This is a genomic window from Nonomuraea sp. ZG12, from assembly GCF_052068115.1.
GTDB lineage: Bacteria > Actinomycetota > Actinomycetes > Streptosporangiales > Streptosporangiaceae > Nonomuraea.
On record NZ_JBQHCW010000045.1, the window covers coordinates 16819 to 40427 of the forward strand.

A 23609-nucleotide genomic window follows, 5' to 3' on the forward strand; every position below is an offset into this window, starting at 1 on the left:
GCCGCGCCCGCCTGCCTGAGAGGACTCTCAGGACTTGGCGGCGGGCTTCTTCCTGGCAGGCGCCTTCTTCGCCGGAGCCTTCCTCGCGGTCGCCTTCTTGGGCGCGGGCGCCCGCTCACGCCGCTCGGCCAGCAGCTCCGCCGCCCGCTCGATGGTGATCTCCTCCACCGTGTCGCCCTTGCGCAGCGACGCGTTGGTCTCACCATCGGTGACGTACGGCCCGAACCGCCCTTCCTTGACCACGACCGGCTTCTTAGAGTTGGGGTCGTCGCCCAGCTCACGCAGCGGCGGCGCGGCCGCGGCCCGGCCTCTGCCCCGCTGCTTCGGCTGCGCGAACAGCTCCTTGGCCTGCTCGATCGTGACCGTGAACAGGTCCTCCTCGGAGGCGAGCGAGCGCGAGTCGGTGCCCTTCTTCAGGTACGGGCCGAACTTGCCGTTGTACGCCACCACCGGCTCACCCTCCAGCTCGCCCACAGGGCGCGGGATGGACAGCAGCCGCAGCGCGTCCTCAAGCGTGATGGTCTCCAGCGACATCGTCTTGAACAGCGAACTCGTCCGCGGCTTGACGGCCTCGGCCTTCTTCGTCCGCCTCTTCGGTGCCCCCTCCGCGGGCGGCGCCTCCTCGGGAAGGATCTCCGTCACGTACGGCCCGAACCGCCCGTCCTTGGCCACGATCATGTGCCCGGTCTCCGGGTCGTGGCCAAGCTCACGATCGCCCGTCTGCCGCGAGAACAGCTCCTCGGCCTTCTCGGCGGTCAGCTCGTCGGGCGTCGTGTCCTCGGGCACGTTCACCCGGGTGCCGTCCCGGTCCAGGTAGGGGCCGTAGCGGCCGACCCGGATGACGATGTCGCTGTCCCGGATCGCGAAGGAGCTGATCTCCTTGGCGTCGATGTCGCCGAGGTCGCTGACCATGTCCTTGAGGCCCTCGTCGCCGTCGGCGCCGTAGTAGAAGCGCTGCAACTCCGGCACCCGCTCGGCCCGGTCGTTGGCGATGTCGTCGAGCACCTTCTCCATGTCGGCGGTGAAGTCGTAGTCGACCAGGTTGCCGAAATGCTGCTCCAGCAGATTGACCACGGCGAAGGCGAGGAACGACGGCACCAGCGCCGTGCCCTTCTTGAACACGTAGCCGCGATCCAGGATCGTGCCGATGATCGACGCGTACGTCGACGGGCGGCCGATCTCCCGATCCTCCAGCTCCTTGACCAGCGACGCCTCGGTGTAACGAGCCGGCGGCTTGGTCGAGTGCCCGGCCGCGTCCAGCCGCGACACGGTCAGCGGATCGCCCTCGGCCAGGTTGGGCAGCCGCTTCTCGGCGTCGTCGCGATCGGTCGACGGATCGTCGGCCCCCTCGACGTACGCCTTCAGGAAGCCGTGGAAGGTGATCGTCCGGCCCGACGCGCTGAACTCCACGTCCTCACCGGCCGACGACCGGCCGCCCACCTTGACCGTGACCGACTCGCCCACGGCGTCCTTCATCTGGGACGACACGGTCCGCTGCCAGATCAGCTCGTACAGCCGGAACCGGTCACCGCTCAGCCCCGTCTCCCCCGGCGTACGGAACTCCTCGCCGGACGGCCTGATCGCCTCGTGCGCCTCCTGCGCACTCTTCACCTTGCTGGTGTAAACACGCGGCTTGTCCGGTACGTACGCCGCGCCGTACAGCTTGAGCGCCTGAGAGCGCGCGGCCGCGATGGCCGTCTCCGACAGCGTGATGCTGTCGGTGCGCATGTAGGTGATGAAGCCTTCCTCATAGAGGCGCTGCGCGACCTGCATCGTGTACTTCGCGGAGAAGCCCAGCTTGCGGCTGGCCTCCTGCTGCAACGTGGTCGTCCGGAACGGCGCGTACGGCTTGCGGGTGTACGGCTTGCGTTCGACGGACTTGACGGCGAACGACGACTCCCGGAGCCGGCCGGCCAGCTCGCCGGCGGCGGCCTCCGACAGGTGGAGCACGTCGGCGTTCTTCAGCTGCCCGTTGCTGGCGAAGTCGCGGCCCTGCGCAACGCGCCGGCCGTCGACCCCGGTGAGGTTCGCGGTGAAGTCCCGCGGCCGCTCCTCGGTCCTGCCGGTGTCGAAAAGCGCCTGCAGGTCCCAGTAGTGGGCGGAGGTGAACGCCATCCGCTCCCGCTCACGCTCCACCACCAGCCTGGTCGCGACCGACTGCACCCGACCGGCCGACAGTCGCGGCTTGACCTTCTTCCACAGGACCGGGCTGACCTCGTAGCCGTAGAGCCGGTCCAGGATGCGCCGGGTCTCCTGGGCGTCGACCAGGCGCAGGTTGAGCGTGCGGGGGTTGGCGACCGCGTCACGGATGGCCTGCTGGGTGATCTCGTGGAAGACCATGCGGTGCACCGGCACCTTGGGCTTGAGCACCTCACGCAGGTGCCAGGCGATGGCCTCGCCCTCGCGGTCCTCGTCAGTGGCGAGATAGACCTCGTCGGCGTCCTTGAGCAGCTGCTTCAGCTTGGCGACCTGCGACCGCTTGTCGGGGTTGACCACGTACAGCGGCTCGAATTCATGCTCGACGTTCACGCCCAGTCGCGCCCACGGCTCCCCCTTGAACCGCTCGGGGATGTCGTCGGCCTTCTCCGGAAGATCCCGGATATGACCGATGCTGGACTCGACGATGTAGCCGGCGCCGAGGTACCCCTCGATCGTCTTCGCCTTGGCCGGCGACTCGACGATCACCAGGCGTGTTCCGCCGGCGCTGCCGTTCATGGCTGGCACGCTGCTTCCTACCTCGCTGTTCGCTAGCAAAATCCCCCTGCCGGGAGCCGGCACAGATCTGAAAGGTAACCCGACTCGCGAAAAATTCCTTCCCCCGGGGCTACCCACTGGCTTCCAGGTCCACCCACCAGCACGCAGAATAAGCCCATCGAGCTGCATGGCGCCCTGACTCAACTCTGGAGACTAATCGTTGTGCCCGACTACTCCTACATGGATATCTTCATCCCGCGCGAGCTATCACGCGAAGCAGCACGTCAGCTGCTGACCGAACACGCGGAGTACGGCCAGTGGGAACTCTCGCGGGTGCGTCTGTACCCCGACGGGAGCCGTCGCGTACGCCTCCGCCGCCGGATCATGCGTGTCCGCAGCACCCTTTGATGCCCAGGACCTACTCAGCCCACTCGGGCCGGTCCCCGGAAGCCCGACTGGGCCTACCGGGCCAGTATCCCGGCCCGCTCGGCCCGCTCACGCCGATGTCCGGACATGGCTTTGCCCGCTCCGGGCCGCGCCCCCGGAACGGGCAAAGCGTCTATCGCTCACTGCCCGCTGGCGGCGGGCAGTGGCCGTGTGCGGTTACTTCCGGCCGAGGCGGAAGCGGCGGGTGGTGGCGAACAGCGTCGCGGAGGCCGCCAGCATGCCCCCCAGGACGAGCGCGAACAACGCGCCGGTGTTCATCCCGGTGACGCCCATGGGCTGAGCGGCGCTCATCAGGCCCAGGCCGCTGGTGGGCAGGCCACCCGTCGCGGAGCTCACCGCGCCGCCGACCGGGGTGGAGCCGACCAGCGAGGTGGCCGGAGCGAGCGCGGACGCCGGCCCGGAGGAGGCGGCACCGGCAGGCTTGGTGAAGGACGGGCCGCCTGACGGCTTCTTGGCCCTCGGCGGGGCCTTCGGCTCGCCGGGCAGGCCAGGCAGCGCGGGCAGCTTCGGCAGACCGGCCTGGCCGGCCACGTCACCGACCACCGGCAGCGGCGGCAGACCGGAGCCGCTCATCTGCTGGGCCATGGTGCCGACCTCCTGCAGCCCACCCAGCGCCGGAACGGCGGGCAGTGCGGGCAGCGTGCCGCCCGTCCCGGCGGGGGAGACCTTGCTCACATGCCGCACGTAGGGGTTGTGGCCACCGTCGTGCGGAGGCTGACCGACGTGCGCCCCGCCGAGGCACCCGGCGGCGGCGTCACCCAGGACGGCCACCGCGTTGCCGCAGACGTTGATCGGCGCGGTGATCGGGGCCACCACCTGGTTGCCCGCCAGCACGCCGGACCGGCCGGAGGTCCTGTTGCCGCCCCCGCCCACGCCGTGGTGGGGTGAGACGGCCGCGCCGCCCTTGCAGTGGGCCTCGGCGAGGCCGAGCGCCGCGACGGCGTTGCCACAGGCGTTGACCGGAGCGGTGATCGGGGCCACGACCTGGTTGCCCGAGCCGACACCCGAACGGCCCGAGGTGGTGTTGCCACCGGCCCCCTTGCCGCCGTTCTTCACCGAGGCGCCGCCCTTGCAGCCGGCGAACGCCTCGCCGAACAGCGCGACGGCGTTGCCGCAGACGTTGACCGGCGCGGTGACCGGGGCCACCACCTGGTTGCCCGCCAGCACGCCGGACCGGCCGGAGGTCCTGTTGCCGCCCGCGCCGGAGCCGCTCTTGGAGTTGTGCACCGACGCGCCGCCGGCGCATCCGGCCTGAGCGTTGCCCACCGCGTTGCCGCAGGCGGTGATGGGCAGGCTGATCGGGGCGATGACCTGGTTGCCGCTGCCCGCGCCGAAGCGGCCGTCGGTGTCGTTGCCGGTCGAGCCCTGGTGGTGGCGCGCGCTCTGGTAGCCGTGGTGGTGGCCGTGCCCGCCGCCGTTGGTGACGGTCGAGCCGCCCTTGCACCCGGAGAACGCCTGCCCGAAGGCCGCCACGGAGTTGCCGCAGATGTTGATCGGCGCGCTGATCGGCGCGATCACCTGGTTGCCGCCGAGCACCGAGCTCCTGCCGGAGGTCCTGTTACCGCCCGCGCCGGGCCCGGTGTCGCGGACCGATGAGCCGCCCTTGCAGCCCGCCGTCGCGTCACCGAAGATCGCCACCGCATTGCCGCAGGCGTTGATCGGCGCACTGATCGGCGCGGTGACCTGGTTGCCGCCCAGCACGCTGTGGTCGCCAGAGGTACGGTTTCCGCCCGAGCCGCCCTTGCCGGACTTACGCACGGTGGCGCCGCCCGTGCACCCGGCGTCGGAGCTGCCCACCAGCGAGACCGCGTTGCCACAGGCGTTGATCGGCGCGCTGATCGGCGCGTTGACCTGGTTGCCGCCCAGCACGCTGTGGTTGCCGGAGGTCTCGTTGGGGATGCCGCCCCTGCCGGTGTCGACCACCGACGCGCCACCCCGGGAGGAGGCGGTGGACTCGCCGACCGCGGCGACGGAGTTGCCGCTGATGTCGATCGGCAGGGAGATGGGAAGGTTGACTTGGTTGCCGCCGCCGATGGAACCGTCACCGGAGGTGTCGGCGAGCGCGGTGCCGCCGCCGAAAGACATGACTGCAACCGCGAGCAGAGCCGCAGGGGCCGAAGCCTTCGCCCACGTACGCATGATGGATGCTCCTACTGATGATTTGGGGGAATACCTGACAGTTCGCGGGCAGCCGAGGCCGTGCGAGGTCGTTGGCGCACCGCGCACAGCGGAGACCTCGGATTGGCGAACCAGTGATTGACGTGTCACCCACTGGCGGAGGGGCAGTCAGGCCGCGCTCCGCCGCCGGCAGTCGAAAGCCGGGACCTGTGGTGGGGATCAGTCAGGTGAGAAGGAGGGGTCGTCCGCCGCTGTGCGGACGACAGGGGGGAGCTCGAACGCCCAGGGGACGTGCCGAGCCTCTAGCCGCGGGTCGAAATCAGACCGCGCGACATCGCCCACATGCGGCCCGAAGGGGCCGTTGCCACCGCCATTGGGCACCAGACCATCGGTGTCCAGAATGTTGTCGGCGGTGGAAGGTGCTGGCAGGCCAGGGTCGGACTGGCTCGTGAGCCCGTCGACCGTCAGCCCCGCCATCGCCCCGGCGTCATCCGACGCCGAGGTCATCCCGCTCACCGGCGAGATGCCGGTGGCCGGCTGAGGGGTGCCGACTCCTGTCGCCGCGGTGGTGTCCGCGGCCGCCGGAGCGGCGAAGAGCATCCCGAACGCAACGGCGAGCAACCAACCAGCAGCCAGCAGAACGCCGGCCGCGGCCGCTCGCACGATGACCCGACGGGCGCCGGCCGCGAACCGCGCCATCCGGTCAGCCCGGCAGGTGATCGAACCGTCCGCCGAGATCGTCGCGGGCACGCGTCGCGCAGCGAGGGACATGTCCCCCACTTGCTGCACCGACGTGCGTGCCACGTGACCTCCTGAGCTCCTGGACCGACCTCACATCGTGAGGCCGGTCCGTTGGACTCACCCCTCAACGGAAAGTAACCGTAGCAGCACCCATGGTTGCCGCAAAGCCTTTTCGACTGAGATCCAGTGACCGGTCAAGTCCACCCGCCACAAACCGTCCCTTATCGCCCCGACCTGCCCGTCCACCCCATGACACGCCCGCATCGAGGACAGTTTTCACGGCCGAATCGCCTCCCGGCCGGCTCCAGGGCGCCTCTCCAGATTCCCGGTATGACGCACCCCCCAGAGTTTGCTAACCTTACGGAGCCGACGCGAGATGACGGTCTCGCGTGCAGGCACCACGTCCGGGTGGCGGAATAGGCAGACGCGCTAGCTTGAGGTGCTAGTGCCCTTTACGGGGCATGGGGGTTCAAGTCCCCCCTCGGACACACACCGCTCGCACATGTGGGGGTTCCGGAGTAATCCGGGCCTCCACATATTGCTTTTCTGGGTAGTACGTGAGCTTCAGCCCGAGCCGGGTGTAGAGGTCGGCCTTGTCATCCGGGTCCGCTTCCGAGACCAGGCGAACCAAGTCGCCGACCTCCTCGATCATCGATCTGATCTCCTCAACGCTGATGCGCTGGGCAGCCGGAACCGCCTTCAGCTCCCCCTCCAAGCGGGCGCGTTCGCTCTTCGTCTCGTTGATCCACGAGGAGATCTCGATCGGGTCGCCTCCCGCGTCGAGCGCGGAGCGATATTGGCTGAGCTTGCGGTCACACTCCGACAGTCGTTTGCGCAGGTCGATCACGGCCGCCTCGTTCGGGTCGATCGCCTGCTCGGCCATCGCCGCGATCGTGTGTTCCAACCTCTCCGGGCCGAACGCGGTACCCAGCCAGCCATCGACCTCATCCAGAATCTCCGACTCCCGAAGGTAAACGACCTTGGGATGGTCGGGCTCGTTGACGATGGCGTACTGGGCGGGGAAACGGCACCGGTAGTAGGGCCTGATGGTTGTTCCAGTTGCCCTGCATCCGGCGCTCGCAGTACCCGCAGAACAGCACTCCCCGGAAGGCGTACGGACGCCGTGTGGGGTGGGGGCGCTGGCTGAACTGGCCTCGGGCACGCGTGGCGAGAATCTCCTGGACTCGCTGGTACTCCTCGACGCTCACGATCGCGTCGTGGACGGGATGTTCCGACCAGATCCACTGGTCCTTGGTGTTCCATCGCTGTTTGGTCGTGGTGCCCAGCGCGACGTTCTCGATGTCCAGGAGGATCTCGTCTTTGCGCTGCTTGTTCCACACCTGGTGGCCGGTGTAGCGCGGGTTGGTGAGGATGACCCGGACCGCGTACTTCGACCATGCCCGCTGATCGCGGTGCTTGTTCCGGCCGGGATCGCTGGCCGACGGCGACAAGATGCCCTGTAGCGTCAGGTCTTCGGCGATGTCCAGGTAGCCGCGTCCCTTGAGGAACTCGCTGTAGATCCACCGCACCACCCGTGAGGTGACCGGGTCGGCCACGAGCCGCCGCAGTCTCCGCCCGTCGGCCGCCTTGCCGGGGTTCGGGTGCGGACCGGCGTCTTGGAGGCTGTAGCCGTACGGGGGACGCCCGCCGAGGAACCTTCCCTCGGTCGCGGTGATCGCCGCCATGGCGGCACGTACCCTGATCTTGATGCGGTTCCGCTCGCCCTTCGACAGCCCGCCGAACACGCCCATGATCATGTCGTGGGCCTCGTTCACCGGATCGATCGGCCCGCCGACCTCGGGCACCCACAGCGGCACCCCGAAGTGCTCGAACAACGGGAACGTCAGGCTGTACTGGTTGCCGTAGAACGCCCGCTGCGGCTCACCGATCACCACCGCGTCGAAGCCCCGCTCCGGATCCTTCAGCTCCTCGATCAGCGCCGCCGCGTGCGGCCGGAGCTGCCAGGGAATCGAGCGGGACTTGTCGACGTCGAAGAACTCCGCGACGACCTCCCCGCCCCGCGACTCGATCAGCGCTCGCGCCCGATGCAACTGCCAAGCCCGTGAGGCCTCCGGGTCCTGGTTGTCCTCGGTCGACACCCGGCCGTAGAAGCCGAACCTGATCGTCATCTTTCCTGCTCCTTCGCGGTCTGTGGCTGCTTGGCGCGGGCGACGGCCTTGAGCAGGATCCGCAGCAGCGCACCGGCCGCGCCGGGGGTGAGCCGCAGCTCCTCCCCCGGCACGACCAACCGCAGCCCGCCACCTGCGCCGCTCACGACTCGCTCCGGCTCGGAACGAGTCCCCACGCCCACCGGCGACCGGGCCGGGCCCTACGGGCCCACCCACCCCCGGCGGTCCTACATGACCGCTCGACTCGACAACCGATGTCAACCACGCTCTGGACACGGCCTCCTGGCCGTCCAGCCGCACACAGCTGTACACAGCCTGTGGAAAACGAGGAGCAGTTCCATCCCTGCGTCGTCGTACTAACAGGTATTGCGACCCTCAAGCCTGGCCACCCCGCTTCCGTAGAATGAGCAGATCCTCGTGAGCCGCGGCACACACCGCCAGTCCCTTCTCCTGGCTCCGCCAGGCCTCCAACATCTGGAAGAACGACGCCCGATTCACCAACCCGCCATCGCGCAGCCCGCACAGCAACGCCACCAGACGGTGGGCGAGCACCAGACCAGCCTCCTCAGCCGTCGCCATGACCTGACCAGGAAGGTCGACGAGCTGCCCGTCGACCCGAATCGGCCGAACGGTGATCGCAACCACACCACCTGGACGCAGCAGTTCACCGCACCCGGACAGGATCCGCCCGAACCCCTCCATCAACTCGGGCAACCGCCGATGAGCGAGATTGCCCTTGTCGGCGGAGTAACGGTGATTCCACTTCTCGACCGGCCCGCCACCGTCCCGGCTACCGGAGCGGACATGCCCATGCGTGTGCGCCCCATAGGGCGGGGAAGTCAGCACAAGCGCGGCCTCGCCCCGCAAACCTGAGAACACCGCCGCGATGTTCCGCGCGTCCCCACAGGTCACCCGAGCACTCCCCGTCGCCCCACGAGAGCGGGCGTACTGGATGTTCGCCGCAGTGAGACCGGCGAAATCCGCCTCATACTCCATCCCCACCGCTTCCCGCCCCAGATGCACCGCCTCCACCAAGGTGGTCCCGATCCCGCACATCGGATCCACCACCAGCTCGCCGGCGCAGTGAACGCGGAGATCACCTGAGCGGCGATCGACGGGAGCATCTTGCCCGGATGCCGCATCGACTCCGCCACATACCGGCCACGCCGCTGAACCCGAGACTGCAACTGACCGGTGAACAGCACCGACGACAGAACGTTCTCGTTCATCGGACGCCTCCGACGGTGCGGGCGAACAGGCAGACGTCCGCGTGCACCGACACCACCGGCGGCAGCTCCGCAGCCTGAGCACGGCGAAGCTGCGCCAGCTCTGCCGGCCCAGGCTGAACCACGAGGGCATCACCTTCGACCGGGACACGCAGCGCGATGACGTGCTGAAGGTAGGTAAGCCCGGCCCGCGACGCGCGCCGGATGATCCCCGGCGCGAGATCCACCAGCCTGCCCCGCTCGTACCGGGCCGTCGTGATCACAGCCAAGTGACCACCCGGCGCGAGAACATGCCGCGCATCCTCCAGGAACCGGCCCAGCTGTGGCGCTCCGAGCGTCGGCTGCTCGGTCCGACACGCGGGGCAGGAGACTCCAGCCGAGCCGATCGGCTGTCCGAATTCCGGGTACGGCGGAAGCGCCGCGATCAACAGCTCAACCCGGCCCTCAAGTCCGAGCAGCGCCTCCCGAAGCTCATGCGGCCCATGCGGGCGCATTCTCACCGCCGCCCGCTGCTCCGCCGTAAGCTCCCGCCGCAGACGGCCGACAAGGTGCTGGGCGACCGGCAGACGCGGAACACACCCGATCCCCAGCCGCCCCATCTCCGCCGCCGCGACGAGCACCGTCTCACTCGTCGTGAAGACGTCCGCGACGACCCCACCCGGACGAGTGCAGGCACCGATCAAATGCCGCGCCAGCTCCCGCCCAACGGCCTGGCGATGACGCCCACATACCGCATCGATCGCGCGCGGATTGTCCTTGGCGTTGGACCTTCCAGGCATGGTGTCGGAACACAACCACACCGAGAGCGGCACCAACCGCCTCTCAGCAGTCTGCGATCCCTTTGGACGCGAACCTTCGTTCTTACTCATCTACGGTGACCCGCGACGGTCACCCGTTCCCATGCACTGAAACACCAGCTGACCGGCGCTGATTGGAAACTGCCGTATTCTGTGGCGTCGTGGCTTAGTTAAGGCCCTTGCTCAGCCGCAGTTTCACCGTCCTCCGGTCGTAGAGTTGTCTACGCACCACAGTGCCGGGCCACGTGCTTGCTGAGCGGAGTTCGACTGCTCAGCGACCATGGCGGCCCGGTACTGCAGATGGACACGATGGCCAGGCAGAGGCACGGTGCTGGACTGACTGTAGTCAGTAAGGGGAACGTCCCATATCAGGATCCGCCCCTCGTCGTGCACTCCATCCTCGCGCCCGACTGGAACCTTCGGCAGAGCTAATCCCATCAGCAACCACCACAGATTGAGCCACGGGACTTGCTGATGCGATCAGCGTCTCTTGATCCAGGCTGGCTGGTTGCAGCTGTACCAGGTGGTGCCATTTCACCGCATTGGTGCGGCGTTGTTCCCATGCGGGGCGTTGTTGGAGCCGTCGAGTTTTTCAGCACGATGGCCAGCCTTGGCGACTGGTTCGTCCTTCGGCCCGTGGGTCTTGTCGGCGGCCTGGCCGGGTGGTTGGTTCGTCTGGCCGGGAGGTGTCTTGTCGGCGGCTTGGCCTGCAGGTTTCCGGGTTTGCCCTGGAGGGGTGTGCTTGGAGGTGACCGGCGGGTCGTCGGCTGTGGGCGGGGTCGTGGCGCGTTTCGTGGCAGGCGACGTTTCCCGCGTGGCAGGCCCGCCGGCCGGTCGTCGGGTGGGGGCTGTCGTCGTCTGGGCGTGCGAGGGCGATGGGGTGCGTGTGGGGTGGCGGGTTCTGGCGGGGGCGGGTTCGGTGGTTCGTCCGGGCGTGGGCCGGATGCTCGGGTGCGGCGTGACGGTGACGGGGGAGGTGCGAGCCGTGGGGACGGAGGCTGTGGGCACGGAGGTGGTGCGGTCCTGGCCCAGAGCGGATGCGGGCTGGGCGGCGGCAGGCGGGGTGGTGGCGTCGCTGTCGGGGGTGTCGAACGGGTCCAGGGTGGGAGTACTGCTGGGTATGCCGAGCAGGATGGCGGCGAGGACCAGGTGCATGAGGCCGGCCAGGACGGTGGCGATTCCGAAGGCTCGGGCACGGGGGGTGGGTCGGTCGTGGGGTGATGGGTCGCGGGGGGTCACAACGGTGAGTGGCGGGTCAGCGCCAAGTACAGCCTCCGGGATCTTCAGATGAGCCGAATTGATCTAGACATGGGAGGTGGCATGTCGTCAAGAGGGCTGACGCGGTTCCGTCGGATGGCGGTGTGGGCCCGTTGGGTCGATGCAGATGGCTGTCCTCCGGTTCGTCTGTTCGTGTGATCTCTTGGGCGCACCTGGGTGTTCGTCGGCTTTGTGCAGGTAGAGAGGTATTTCGCGGCCATGCTGGGGCTGGCCGTTTTGCTGTGAGTTAGCTGTGAGTCACGTTCCGGCCTCGATGGCGCCCAGTCGATCTCGACCTGCACTGTTTACGGACGGTCACGTTGACGATGGGTCAGGTCGATCGTGGCGGATGGGGTGGATCTTCGCAGCCGGGGGCCGCTGTCCTGGGGTGATCGGTCGAGTGTTCGGATATCACGATCGTCACCTTGGGTGATCATTGACCGGTTATGTCGTTGTGTGGCCTGATTCGGGTGTTTTGCTCTGCGGATCTATTTAGGTCCTCTTTATGTACGGCCGCTCGTCGGCCGTGCGGAGTGGAGTGCCCGTCATGGCGCAGTCGCCCCCCGATCAGAGTTCCGAACCCTTATCGCCCCGCCGCCATCGTCACGGACGGTGGCGGCGTTACGTGGCGGCCCTGTCCGCGTTCGTTGTCCTGGTAGCGCTCGCTCCGCCGCCTCCGGTAGCGGCCCAGACGACGCTTCCGACCTCCGCCGAGCCGGGGGTGGCCGCCCGGTTCTCTTCGTGGCTGAGCGGCACGGTGGCGGGCTGGTTCGCCGAGCAGCCCAAGGGCGAGATACGCCCGGCCAAGGGCGAGATCTCGCTGCCGGGCCGCAGCGCCACCACGACCGCGCCGGAGCGGAAGGTCGCCGCACCGCCGGGTGAGCGGGTCAAGGAACTGACCGGTGAACGGTCCCGCTTCAGCAGGGTGTACGAGTTGGAGGACGGGCGGTCGCAGGCCGAGGTGTCGGCCCGGCCGTTGCACTACCGGGACGGCGAAGGTGATTGGCAGCCGATCGACACCCGCATCGAGGGGCTGTCGGAGGACGGGTTCGTCCACGGTAACGACAAGGCTGGCTACGGCACCCGGTTCGGCGACAAGTCCGACAAGCTGCTGCGGGTCAAGGCCGGTGAGCGACAACTCACCTTGGGCGTGGCCGGTGAGGGGCGGCAGCTGACGCCGGCGGTGAACGGCTCCACGGTCACCTACCGGGGGGTGTGGGACGGCACGGACCTGATCTACCAGGTCACCTCGGAAGGGGTGAAGGAGTATCTGGTCCTGACCGAACCGCCGACGGCGGGCACGTCATTGGCGTTCACCGTCAAGACGGGTGGATTGCGGGCCGAGACCCGGGCGGACGGGTCGATCGCGTTCGTGGGTGAGGACGGCACCGCGGCGTTCACCATCCCGAAGCCGTTCATGTTCGACGCCGAGAACGATCCGGCCTCCCCCTACGGCAAGCGCTACTCCGACGCGGTCACCCAAGAGGTCACCCAGCAGGGCGGCGAGGCGACGATCACGCTCAAGCCCGACGCCGCCTGGCTGGCGGCGGGCGAGCGCAAGTGGCCGGTGGTGATCGATCCCACGATCGCGCTGCAGCCGGGCTGGGCCGGTGCCGAGGACACCTACGTCAGCTCAGCGGCCAGGACCGCCAACTACAACGACGCTTGGCAACTGCCGGTGGGTAAGACCAGCGCCGGCGCGATCAACCGTTCACTGATCAACATTCAGGTGGTGGACGCGCTACCGGACGAGAACGTCCTGGTCGACGACGCCCGGCTGGAGGTCTACTTCGACCAGGCGCTGGGGGAGACCGGCCCGGTGACGGTGGGCGCGCACGAGATCACCTCCGAGTGGGGCGCGTCCACTGTGACCTGGAGGGATCAGCCGACGTTCGACCCCACCGCGGCCGCCGCCGTGACCCGGCAGCCGGGTGAGCTGTCGCGCTGGCACTCCTTCAACGTCACCAACGTGGTGCAGAGTTGGCTGTCCCAGTCGTTCTGGACCTACGGCCTGATGTTGAAGGCAGCCGACGAGGCGACGACGGCTCCGGTCGGCGGCCCGGTCTACGAAGCGGCCGCCGAGAACGCCTACGGCGGCGACGGCATGTTCGGCGAGACAGTCAACCATCCTCGCCTGGTGGTCACGTACGGCACGCCGAGCGTGACGCTGAAGCCGGTCACCTCCACCACCTCGGTGGGCGCGGCGCTGTCGTGGACGGCTTACGCGGACCCGACCCCGGAGGACGCCTCCGACGACCTGGCCGGCTACGAGCTGTATCGCTACTGCCCGTCCGGGTGCCAGCTGGGTGACGGCCACTCCACCAGTTCCGACTCCCTGGTGACCGCGCTGCCGGCGGATGTCACCGAGTATGTGGACACCTCCAGCGGCGGCGCGACCGACGCGGTCGCCGACCCGTCCTACATCCACGAGGCGACCTACTGGGTGGAGGCGGTGCTGAAGAACGGGCAGCGCTCGCCGTCGCAGGAGCTGACGGTGGTGCTGCCGCGACCTGGGCAGGTCGCCAAGACCCTGTACGGCGGCGCGGACACCACGCTGTCCTCCGGTGAGCCCGCCACCGGCCACGATGAGGTGGCCGGGCAGAAGCGGCTGCAGGTGGGCAACACCACCACCGCGCTCGGCAACACCCGCGCCGCGGTGACGTTCGACGACTTCGCCGCGCAGATCCCCGCCGACGCGCGGATCAGCGAGACCACCCTGTCGCTGTGGGCGGCGAACTCCACCGGCACCGGCGCAAGCTTCGACGCCCACCGGCTGACCGGCGGCTTCGACGAGACGGCGACCTGGAACACACCCTGGACCAGTCCGGGCGGCGACGTCGACGCGGCGGTGCTCGCCAGCGTGCCGGGAATCGACGCCACGCCAGGCTGGCGCCGCTGGACGGTGACAGACGCGGCCAAGGCATGGGTGGCCGACCCGGCCGCGAACAAGGGCCTGCTGGTCAAGGTCGCCGGCGAGGCCGGTACGGCCAAGCAGTCGGTGTCCTTCCTGTCCGGCGAGGCGGACGAGCCGGTGCTGCGGCCACGGCTGCGGGTCGTCTACGCCGAGCAGAACGCGGGTGCTTCGGCCTGGTACGTGCCCGGCACCCCGGAGCGGATGGACTCAGGCGCCGTCCGGCAGATCCCGCTGACCGTCACCAACACCACCGACCACACCTGGCCGGCGGCCTCCACCGTGGTCGGCTACCACTGGAAACTGCCCGACGGCACCGACATCTCCACCGCCGCCAACCAGCTCAAGACCCCGCTGCCCTACGACCTGGCACCGGGCGAGTCGGCTCCGGTGAACGCCGACGTCAAGGCCCCCGACGTCAGCGGCGACGGCACGAACAAGATCGAGGGCGTCCAGTTGGTGTGGGACGTGCAGGACACGCTCACCAACAACTGGAAGTCGGCCACCCATCACCTGCCGCAACTGCCGCAGCAGATCCGCGTCCACTCGCCCACCTCCGACCTGCTCGGGCTGGAGAAGTTCTACTCCTACACCGGCAAGAACACCGGCGCCGGGACGACCGCGCTGACGAACCTGTACGCCGGCAACGTCGTCTGGGGCTACAACGCCTTTTCCAACCCCTCCCGGGGCGCGCAGACGTTCGCCCGGATGACGTACAACAGCCTCGACACCTCCACCGCCTCACTCGGTTACGGCTGGAGCCTGCAGACCTCCACGCTGGCCAAGCTCGGCTCGCAACTGCAGTTCCACCCTCCCGGCCAGGAATGGCCCTCCCAGGTGCGACTGACCGACGGGGACGGCACCACCCATGTGTGGACCCTGCCCGAAGGTCAGGATCCGCAGGCGTGTGACTACGACACCTGTGCGTACACGCATCCGCGTGGCGTGCACCTGTACCTGCAGCAGGTCGACCCGTCCTCCTTCCCGTCCGAGCAGCGCGACCTGGCCGAGCAACGGCGCTGGGTGTTCACCAAGCCGGACCGCACCCAGTTCTTCTTCGACGGCGAGGGCTTCCAGTCGGCGATCGTCGACAAGAACGGCAACACCATGTCGTTCACCTACGAACGCCGCCGCTCGGCCAACAAGCCGACCAAGTTCCTGCAGTACATCACCGACGCCGCCGGCCGTAAGACGCTGACCTTGGACTACTACGCCAAGGGCCAGGACTACACCTACATCGACGACGAGACCTGGCAGCCGGTCACCGACACCAAGCTGACCAACCCGCACATCATCGACAACGTCGAGTCGATCACCGACATCGCCGGCCGCACGGTGACCTTCGCCTACACCGACAAGGGCCTGATGGCCAAGATGGTCGACGGCGAAGGCGACGACGGCGCCAAGACGTTCGGTTTCCGCTACGACGCCACCCAGGGCGCCAAGAACGTCAAGCTCGTCGCCGTCACCGATCCGCGCGGCAACACCAGCGACCTGGCCTACTACGAGGCGCCGGTCGACCCCAAGGACAAGTGGAAGATCGAGACCCTCACCGACCGGCTCGACGGGGTGACCCGCTTCGACTACGTCGACCCGGACGGCCCTGCCGGTGGGGTCATCCACGCCACCGTCACCGACCCGCTGACCCACCAGAGCGCGTACGTGCTGGACGCCTACGGCCGGCCGACCTCGATCACCAATGCCAAGAACGAGACCACCGCGCTGGAGTGGGACCCCGACGACCACAACGTGGTCAAACTGACCGAGGCCAACGGCGCGTTCGCGACCTGGAGCTACGATCCCAAGACCGGCTATCCGCTGGAGCTGAAGGACGCCGAGGCCAACCACAACGGCACCGCACCCACCGTGCTGGCCTACCAGAGCTTCCTCAACGGCCACGTCGCCGACCTGGTGGAGAAGACCTCACCGGAAGGCCGCAAGTGGGCCTTCGGCTACGACGCCAACGGCAACCTCACCACGGTCACCGACCCGCTCGGCGTGCAATCGCCGGCCACCGGCGACTACACCACTTCCTACGCCTACGACCCGCTCGGCCAGCTGACCACGGCCACCGACGCCAACGGCAACCCCACCACGTTCGGCGACTACCACCCCTCCGGCTACCCGGAGACGATCACCGACGCGTACAGCAACGCCACCACCACCGCCTACGACGTGCGCGGCAACGTGCTGTCGGTCACCGACGCCCTCGGCAAGACCACCACCCAGACCTACGACCTGTTCAAGCGCCCGTTGGAGTCGAAGGTCCCCAAGGACCAGGACGCCTCTCCGGCGGTCCACATCGTCACCCCGGCGCCGGTCTACGACCGCAACGACAACATCACCAAGGCGACCGCCCCGAACGGCGCCATCTCCACCGCCGTCTACGACCAGGCCGACCAGTTACTCGAGTCGAACCTGCCCAAGGACAGCGAGAGCGGCGACGCGCGCAAGGCCACCTTCACCTGGGACCTGGCCGGCAACCTCAAGACCCAGACCGAGCCCAAGGGCAACCTGACCGGTGCCGATGCGGCCCAGTTCACCACCACCTACGTCTACGACCCGATCTACCAGCTGACCGACGTCCTCAACGCCGACCAGCACAAGATCACCTACGCGTACGACAACGTCGGCAACACCATCAAGGTGATCGACCCGCGCAAGAACACCACGGCCGAAGCCGATCACACGGCGATCTACACCCCCGACCGCAACCACCGGGTCATCAAGGTCACCGACGCGGCCGGCCACGCCACCAGCGTCACCTTCGACCTGGACGGACTGCCCGTCGGCCAGACCGACGAAGAGGGCAACCAGGCGATCACCGTCTACAACCAGCGCGGCGACGTGAGCGAGACGCGCGTCCCGCATGCGGAGACCGACGGCGTCATCAAGTACGTCACCACCCGTTTCGAGTACGACCAGGTCGGCAACCAGACCAAGACCGTCACCCCGCGCGGCGTGGAGACCGCCGACGACCCCGCGGACTTCATCAACGAGACCAAGTACGACCAGCTCAACCGGCCCGTCGAGCAGATCTACCCGTTCGATCCGGACGACCCGGTCTACAACACCCCCGACAGCGTCTTGTACGCCTACGACGCGGTCTCCCGGCTGAAGGAGATCTCGCACCCGCCCTCGCACGGCCAGAGCGTCCGCAACGTCTCCACCATGTCCTACTGGGACAACGGCTGGAACAAGACGACCACCGACGCATGGGACATCAAGACCACCTACGACTACAACCAGCTCGGTCTGCAGACCAACCGCACCGTCACCTCGGCGGGCGGCTCGTCGCAGCGTGCCCTGGACTGGACGTACTACCCCGACGGCAAGCTCAAGACCCACTCCGACGACGGCGTCCCGCTCGGCCTCGACGTGGTGCTGGGCGACAACTCCGACACCGGTCAGGTGACCGCGGTCGGTTCCTGGACCACCACCTCGGGCGGCACCCCGTCATCCAACATCGTCGGCCCGCAGGCCACGGTGACGGCCACCGAGGGGTTCGTCGGCTACGACTACGCCACCGCGCCCGCCGGCACCGGCTCATCCACCTTCACCTGGAACCTGACCACCCCGGCCGCGGGCAGCTACACCGTGCACGCCCAATACCCGCCCGGCGCCACCGCCACCGACGCCACCTACACGATCAACCACGACGGCGGCACCGCCCAAGCCACGATCGACCAGAGCCAGAACGCGGGCGACTGGGTCGAACTCGGCACCTTCGCCTTCACCGCCAGCACCGCCCACTCGGTCACACTGACCGACGACGCCAACGGCAGCGTCGTGGCCGACGCGGTCAAGCTGGTGCGCGACAACTCCGGCGAGACCGACACCGAGGCCAAGGACTTCGCCTACACCTACGACCCCAACGCCAACCTCACCCAGATCACCGATAGCTCACCCACCGCCAAGATCGACCTGTGGGACATCGCCTACACCAACCTCAACCAGATCGACCAGATCCAGGAGAAGCTCAACGGCGCGCTGAAGAACACCACCGGCTACGTCTACAACGAAAACAGCGCCGTCACCCAGCGCACCCACGACAAGACCCTGGCCACCTACCGCTACGACATCCGTGACCTGGTCGACGAGGTGGTCAACAAGAAGAACGCCACCGACACCGCGCCGAAGACCACCGGCTACACCTACACCCCCCGCGCCGAACGCCTCACCGAGACCAAGGCCAACGGCAACACCGTCGACTACGACTACTTCCTGTCCGGCGTCCTGCGCCACTCGATCGAGAAAAAGCCCAACGCCACGGTCGTGGCCGAACACACCCTCGGCTACCAGGGCAACCTGCACCGCGCCCGTGACCACGCCAAGATCCAGAACGCCGACAGCCCCGGCGCCTACCTGGAACACGACTACGCCTACACCTACGACCCCCGTGACCGCATCACCACGTCGGTGAAGACACCGGTCGGCGGCGGCGCAGCGGAGACCGACACCTACTCCCACGACGCCAACAGCAACGTCTGGGAACAAGAAGTCCTCGGCAAGCAGACCACCTTCACCTTCGACCGCAACCGCCTCATGACCTCGGTCACCGCCGGAGCCACCTCCACCTACACCTACGACCCCTACGGCCGGCTGCGCACCATCCAGGGCGGCGGCAAAACCCAGGAGAAGTACACCTACGACGGCTTCGACCACGTCACCCGCCACGAGAAGCTCGGCGGGGATGGGGTCACCGGCACCGTCACCACCTACAGCTACGACCCGCTCGACCGGACGACGTCGAAGACGGAGAAGGAAGGCACCGCCAACGCCAAAACCACCACCTACTCCTACCTCGGCCTCTCAGCCGAAGTCCTGGACGAAGAGGTGGCCGGCCAGCTCACCAAGTCCTTCCAATACAGCCCGTGGGGCGAACGCCTGGCACAGGTGAAATTCACCGACGACAACCGCGAGGAGTCGTCCTACTACGGCTACAACCCGCACACCGATGTCGAACAGATCACCTCGGAGACCGGTGACACCCGCGCCACCTACGGCTACACCGCCTACGGCAGCAACGACGACAAACTCTTCACCGGCGTCGACAAGCCGGAACCCGTCGATCCGACCGCGAAGGAGGAGTACAACCCCTACCGCTTCAACAGCAAGCGCTGGGACAACTCCACCGGCATGTACGACATGGGGTTCCGCGACTACAACCCCGGCCTCAACCGCTTCCTCCTCCGCGACACCTACAACGGCGCCCTCGACGACCTGAGCCTCGGCACCGACCCCTGGACCAGCAACCGCTACGCCTTCACCGGCGGCAACCCCATCACCGGCATCGAGCTAGACGGCCACATTCCCGATGATTACGCCAACGGCAGGAACGGCGGCTATCGGGGATTGCAGGAAGATGCCGCAAAGAGAAATTCTCGCAAAACCGGCGAAACGCCCAGGGTCGAAGATGCTGATCTCGGGCTCGTCACAGGGCCAATAGGCATCGGTCTGCAGACTAAGGGCGTTCAAACACCAACTAATAGTATTTCGCCAGGACTTCGCCTTGCAGGCGTTCTTAGTTTACTCCTAATGCTCTCTGGCGACACGCCGCAAGATGAGCAAATAGACATGGATAAGCTCAGAAATAATCTGGAGGAAGACGGCAGGCGCTGTAGCGATGCAGATCAATATGCGCCAAGCGAGATCCAATATTTCGAACTCGACCGGAGATCTCCTCACACCGGCGGACAGCCCACTGGCGCCATAGCGTGTCTGCAAGGCCGGCCAGCAATGCTAGACAATTCGTCGCGGGTGACACCCGCAGGATTCAGCCTGTACACCGGCGTAGACCGGTCGCATCTGATCGCTCGCGAGTTCGGTGGAAGCAACACTGATCCACGTAACATGACCGTGCTTTATGCGGACGCGAATCAGCAGAAAATGCGCGGGGTCGAACGTGAAGTTGGCCGTCGACTCGATGCTGGAGAAAGAGTTTTCTACGCTGTTATCCCGGACCATTCTGGATCGCGTGGCAGGTATCTCCCCGCACGCATGTGGATGTACGTTTCCAGTCGTAGCGGGAATCGCATGTTTGTGATTCACAACAATCCTTAGTGTTCCCTCGCTATAGCACCCCCGCCCTCGCCACCCACACCTAGCACAAAGGGGGCGGGGGTGCTATAGTTGGGCAGAAGTTTCTGTGATCCGAGGGAGCAGATCGATGGGCATCCAAGCTGCCGATTTCGAAAATATGTTTCGCGACGATGCGCGATACCGCTGGCCCAATGGAGAGACTCTGCGTATTTCCGTACGCAACGCAGGCAAGCTGCGACTTTCTACTGGTCGCATTGTCGTGCGTGACAACGACATAAGAGTGGAAAGCGAGATCGACGACTCTCAGGCGTTCGCCGAAAAGATTCCCGCAGGAGAATATAACGTCATGTTGTCGATAGTGAATTACGACGAAAGTCCACATCCGGTACGCCCGAGGGCGGCTGCGGCCAAAATAGTGATCAAAGAAGAGCTTGTTTCTTCATGGGAACCGGCCTTGTGTCCTGGGCAGGATCCCACGCTTCTAGCCGAAGATGCATTTTTCGGGTTTTCGGTAGATAGCGGACAGGGATGCTATTTGGATCTCGCTGCAATGGAATTTTTGAAGCGAACTCAAGAAGATTACGCTAAACTGGACGGTGCACGCGATTTGGTAATGCGAAATTGTTTTGCTGAGCTGGTTGATCCTGATTCCGGCTTGAATGTTATCCTTTTTGACTGCGGAATGGGGGATGGCTTCTATCCGACCTGGATAGGGCGAACGTCAAATGGACAAATAGCGTGCTTTGCAACCGACCTAGAATTGCTATCGCATAGCGAAGGCGTCCTGCCTCGGTAGTTCGCGGATTCGCCGAGCGTGATAGTTGACCTCGATGACTCAGCGGGCGGTCATCTTCGCTGAGTCGGACCGGACAGGTACGGCCCGCCGCCACCCCGTGAACGCCCAGATCAGCACCGCAGTCGGAGCATTCGGCGGGAGGATCGGCGCTTCGGGTGCCATCGATGCCGTCTCCGAGTGCGGGTTCCAGCCCCGCTCCGCGATGTCCCGGCTGCCCGCCGGGCTTGCGTTCCTTCGACCGTTCGCACTGGCTGCGTCGCCGTTCGGCCTTGCGCTTGGCCTTCGCCGCGATCGACTCCTTCGACGATGCTTTTCAGCAATGTCGAGCAGATGCGGATCAATGCTGAATATAGGCAGCTTACGATCGAAGAGATCTCTTCTCCAAGCGATCCCAGATCAGAGGCATTCGGCTTCACTCTTCCGAAACATGGAAAGATATTTCTCATCAACGGGCGGCCCGACTTCGTGGCTGCAACACATTGCCAGTGGCATGAGGACGACGGTGATTCGCGTTCGTCCTCGAAGTTTGGGCCGTTGCATGGTACCGACTAACTAGTTTCGTCCACAGGGCCCCGGCGGTGCCGGCTTCTGATGCGGTATGGCGACGTTGAGTGTTTGGCCAGGAGGAGTACAAAAGAGAGCGACTCCTGTTGATCTTTCGGGTGTCGAAATCTCAAGATCGCCATGAAAGAGGCCACCGGCCTGTGGAACGCGCTCAACGCAGTAGACGTGACAGGAGCAGTAAACGCTCGCTCACGTACAGTCCAACGCAGAGACCCTAAAAGCCATCACGACGAATCGAGCGAACGTCGTGAATTCCCCGGCCATGTCGGGCCTCACAGGTCAGTCTTTCGAGCAGGTCCACCCCAAGGCGGCTCCGCGACCGGTCGGAGGGCCAGTGAAACTGCGTGGTGGATACAAGGCATTTGGTTTCGTCGGTGGGTTGTTCAACGCCGCACAAGCCCCCGGCTACATGCCGCGGCGGCTACGTCGCCAGCCTGATGCAGGCACCACGCCGCACCTTCAACTTATTTCCAGGACGTGGGGTGTTGCGGTCGCAGAAACGGCAATTTAGAGGAAGGGCCTGTCTGCATCGGCCTCTATAGACCCTAATGGAAATGCTTGAGTGGAGATTTTAGTTGGAGAAGATCGAATTTGCATCCATCGTTCAGGTCTATCTCAGGACGGTCCCGCATGCTGCCGACATTCTCCGGGAGGTCCCGGAGGCGCATCGATCGAACTTCGAGGCATGGCCGGATAAGGAGACGGATCTGTTTGATTTCCTCTCCATGGCCTTCGTGCGTCCGATTCTCTTGCCCAAACTGAGGGATGAACCGGTCGACCGGGAATTGGATGCCTGTTTCGAGTTCATCGAGGGCCTCGCCAAGAGCTCGAATGGATACGTGGATAATGCGCTGTACTTCGAGGTTTATGAACAGTTCCTCGAGAGTCGCGAGATCTTGCTGAAGGCACTGCAGTTCTGCAGACCCGTCACGCGCAGGGCTCTCCTTGAAATGCTCACCGAGCATTACCCGGGAACGCTTGAGAAAATGGGCCTGGATCCACGAGCTGAAATGTGACTGAGCCTGGATCCACGACTTGATTCTTCGTGGTCATTTTGGGTCCAATTCCTCGACGGAGAGAGTTCTCGCAAGGATGGCGGCCAGTCCTGCCCCTTCCCATGTCCTCCAAGGGCTGGGCACCAGGAGTTCTAAGGCTTTGCCGCCGGTCGGGGCTGCACAAGGTCGGCAGATGTGATGGGTCTCCGGCAGCCATGGAGCGGCCGGCCTGCCAGGTCGCTGGTCAGGCCAACCGCTCCCCCGGCAGGGCCAGTAGCGGGTGCGCACCGTCACGGTCCTGGACGGAGGCGGCGGTGACGATCACGCACAGCAGGAACCCGAGCGTGTCGACCATGGCCTGCCGCTACCGCCCCTTGATCTTCTTACCACCGCCATGCCCGGATCGCCCCCGACAGTCTCGGTCGCCTGACCGTCTCTGGGTCGACACAGCCCAGCGTGAGCAGTTCGCCGACCCGGAGTCATCCGCGCAGCCGCCTGGCGAACCGCTCGGGCAGGCCCCACTGGGACCAGCGGCGAAGTTGAGCGTGTTGTACTCACCCTAGAGTTGCTTGGTCGGATGTGGCCGATCGTCACGTCGTCAACCCTGCTGGCGTCGTCATCATCAAGCGCGACGCGATGGGTTGACAGATCTTTGACGACTCGCTCGGTCAAGTGCTTCACAAGCAGGTCAGCCACGGGTTGGCATGCTTGACGTGATCTTTGAGCGCGCCTTCGGGCCCACCTCTCGCTCCTAGTCAGACGGCCGATGGAGCGTGGATGGCCGGTTCATGGTGTCTGCGCTTCTTCCCTTGGTGTGAACCGCGCCGGGTCTGATGGAGACTTGATTCCTTGAGAGGATCGAGTCATGGCACGTCCGTCCCCCTACCCTCCC

At 66.2% G+C, this 23609-nt stretch carries 12 protein-coding genes and 1 tRNA gene; 5 read left to right on the forward strand and 8 right to left on the reverse strand.

Annotated elements, in window-relative coordinates; all coding sequences use genetic code 11:
• Positions 1 to 27 precede the first annotated feature (27 nt).
• Positions 28 to 2715, reverse strand: coding sequence for a type I DNA topoisomerase (gene topA / locus ACTMTF_RS47610; RefSeq protein WP_441116704.1), 2688 nt, complete (start codon positions 2713 to 2715; stop codon positions 28 to 30).
• A gap of 201 nt (positions 2716 to 2916) precedes the next feature.
• Here topA and ACTMTF_RS47615 point away from each other — a divergent pair, with 201 nt between their 5' ends.
• A complete protein-coding gene (locus ACTMTF_RS47615; RefSeq protein ID WP_441116705.1) occupies positions 2917 to 3102 on the forward strand; it encodes a DUF5703 family protein in 186 nt (61 codons plus the stop codon).
• Positions 3103 to 3297: 195 nt separating this feature from the next.
• On the opposite strand, the gene ACTMTF_RS47620 is transcribed toward ACTMTF_RS47615, so the two are convergent.
• Both ACTMTF_RS47620 and ACTMTF_RS47625 read right to left on the reverse strand, forming a co-directional pair.
• Positions 3298 to 5226 carry a chaplin family protein gene (locus ACTMTF_RS47620; RefSeq protein WP_441116706.1) on the reverse strand — a complete coding sequence of 643 codons (1929 nt, stop codon included), beginning with the start codon at positions 5224 to 5226 and terminating at the stop codon, positions 3298 to 3300.
• 252 nt (positions 5227 to 5478) lie between these two features.
• The gene (locus ACTMTF_RS47625) at positions 5479 to 6063 is read right to left on the reverse strand and encodes a hypothetical protein (RefSeq protein WP_441116707.1); all 585 of its coding nucleotides are present in this window, start codon (positions 6061 to 6063) and stop codon (positions 5479 to 5481) included.
• A gap of 339 nt (positions 6064 to 6402) precedes the next feature.
• On the opposite strand from ACTMTF_RS47625, the gene ACTMTF_RS47630 reads away from it, so the two are divergent.
• Positions 6403 to 6488: transfer RNA gene (locus ACTMTF_RS47630), tRNA-Leu, on the forward strand.
• On the opposite strand, the gene ACTMTF_RS47635 is transcribed toward ACTMTF_RS47630, so the two are convergent.
• The 5 genes from ACTMTF_RS47635 to ACTMTF_RS47655 all read right to left on the reverse strand — a co-directional run bounded on the left by ACTMTF_RS47635 (position 6470) and on the right by ACTMTF_RS47655 (position 10224).
• Positions 6470 to 6883 carry a hypothetical protein gene (locus ACTMTF_RS47635; RefSeq protein ID WP_441116708.1) on the reverse strand — a complete coding sequence of 138 codons (414 nt, stop codon included), beginning with the start codon at positions 6881 to 6883 and terminating at the stop codon, positions 6470 to 6472. The genes ACTMTF_RS47630 and ACTMTF_RS47635 overlap by 19 nt on opposite strands.
• Before the next feature lie 61 nt (positions 6884 to 6944).
• Positions 6945 to 8129, reverse strand: a complete 1185-nt coding sequence (locus ACTMTF_RS47640) for a recombinase family protein (protein WP_441116709.1) — start codon at positions 8127 to 8129, stop codon at positions 6945 to 6947.
• Positions 8126 to 8275 carry a hypothetical protein gene (locus tag ACTMTF_RS47645; protein ID WP_441116710.1) on the reverse strand — a complete coding sequence of 50 codons (150 nt, stop codon included), beginning with the start codon at positions 8273 to 8275 and terminating at the stop codon, positions 8126 to 8128. Before ACTMTF_RS47645 ends, ACTMTF_RS47640 begins: the two co-directional genes overlap by 4 nt.
• A gap of 229 nt (positions 8276 to 8504) precedes the next feature.
• The gene (locus tag ACTMTF_RS47650) at positions 8505 to 9197 is read right to left on the reverse strand and encodes a TRM11 family SAM-dependent methyltransferase (RefSeq protein ID WP_441116711.1); all 693 of its coding nucleotides are present in this window, start codon (positions 9195 to 9197) and stop codon (positions 8505 to 8507) included.
• 157 nt (positions 9198 to 9354) lie between these two features.
• Positions 9355 to 10224 carry a DNA methyltransferase gene (locus ACTMTF_RS47655; RefSeq protein WP_441116712.1) on the reverse strand — a complete coding sequence of 290 codons (870 nt, stop codon included), beginning with the start codon at positions 10222 to 10224 and terminating at the stop codon, positions 9355 to 9357.
• Between the two features lie 1810 nt (positions 10225 to 12034).
• Between ACTMTF_RS47655 and ACTMTF_RS47660 the strand changes: the two genes are divergently transcribed.
• The 3 genes from ACTMTF_RS47660 to ACTMTF_RS47670 all read left to right on the forward strand — a co-directional run bounded on the left by ACTMTF_RS47660 (position 12035) and on the right by ACTMTF_RS47670 (position 22738).
• Complete coding sequence (locus ACTMTF_RS47660; protein WP_441116713.1) at positions 12035 to 20383, forward strand: DNRLRE domain-containing protein; 8349 nt, start codon at positions 12035 to 12037, stop codon at positions 20381 to 20383.
• 106 nt (positions 20384 to 20489) lie between these two features.
• Positions 20490 to 21158 (forward strand): DUF4241 domain-containing protein, encoded by a 669-nt coding sequence (locus ACTMTF_RS47665; protein ID WP_441116714.1) that lies wholly within the window; start codon positions 20490 to 20492, stop codon positions 21156 to 21158.
• Between the two features lie 1139 nt (positions 21159 to 22297).
• Positions 22298 to 22738 (forward strand): hypothetical protein, encoded by a 441-nt coding sequence (locus tag ACTMTF_RS47670; protein ID WP_441116715.1) that lies wholly within the window; start codon positions 22298 to 22300, stop codon positions 22736 to 22738.
• Positions 22739 to 23609 lie beyond the last annotated feature (871 nt).